General features: G+C 61.2%; 1 protein-coding gene. It reads right to left on the bottom strand.

Features of this window, described 5'->3' with window-relative positions; genetic code table 11:
• The coding region (locus C9414_RS19355; RefSeq protein ID WP_142398066.1) for a collagen-like domain-containing protein at positions 1 to 750 on the bottom strand (750 nt) is incomplete at both ends.

Raw genomic sequence — 750 nt, 5'->3', positions numbered from 1 at the left:
CTCCAGTGACACCAGTAGCGCCGGTAGGTCCGGTATCTCCAGTGCTACCTGTGGCGCCAGTAGAACCAGTATCTCCAGTGCTACCCGTCGCCCCGGTAGAACCAGTAACTCCAGTGACACCCGTAGCGCCGGTAGGTCCGGTATCTCCAGTAATACCCGTAGCGCCAGTAGGACCAGTTGGTCCAGTGCTACCCGTAGCGCCAGTAGGACCCGTTGGTCCAGTGCTACCTGTAGCCCCGGTAGAGCCAGTAGCTCCGGTAATACCAGTTGCCCCGGTAGGCCCAGTAGCTCCGGTAATACCAGTTGCCCCGGTAGGCCCAGTAGCTCCGGTGATGCCCGTTGCCCCGGTAGGTCCGGTATCTCCAGTGATACCTGTGACGCCAGTAGGACCCGTTGGTCCAGTAATACCCGTTGCACCAGTAGGACCAGTAGCTCCGGTAATACCTGTGGCACCGGTAGGACCAGTATCTCCAGTGCTGCCCGTTGCGCCAGTAGGTCCGGTATCTCCAGTGCTGCCCGTTGCCCCGGTAGGACCAGTATCTCCAGTGCTGCCCGTTGCGCCAGTAGGACCAGTAGCTCCAGTGCTGCCTGTTGCCCCGGTAGGACCAGTATCTCCAGTGCTGCCCGTTGCCCCGGTAGGTCCGGTATCTCCAGTGCTACCTGTCGCCCCGGTAGGACCAGTAGCTCCAGTGCTGCCCGTTACGCCAGTAGGACCCGTTGGTCCAGTGCTACCTGTAGCCCCGGTAGAAC

The organism is Bacillus sp. Nf3, from assembly GCF_003028545.1.
In the GTDB taxonomy this organism is placed as follows: domain Bacteria; phylum Bacillota; class Bacilli; order Bacillales; family Bacillaceae; genus Bacillus; species Bacillus safensis.
The sequence above is the reverse complement of the archived record's forward strand: the minus strand, read 5'-3'. Positions and strand labels throughout refer to the sequence as shown.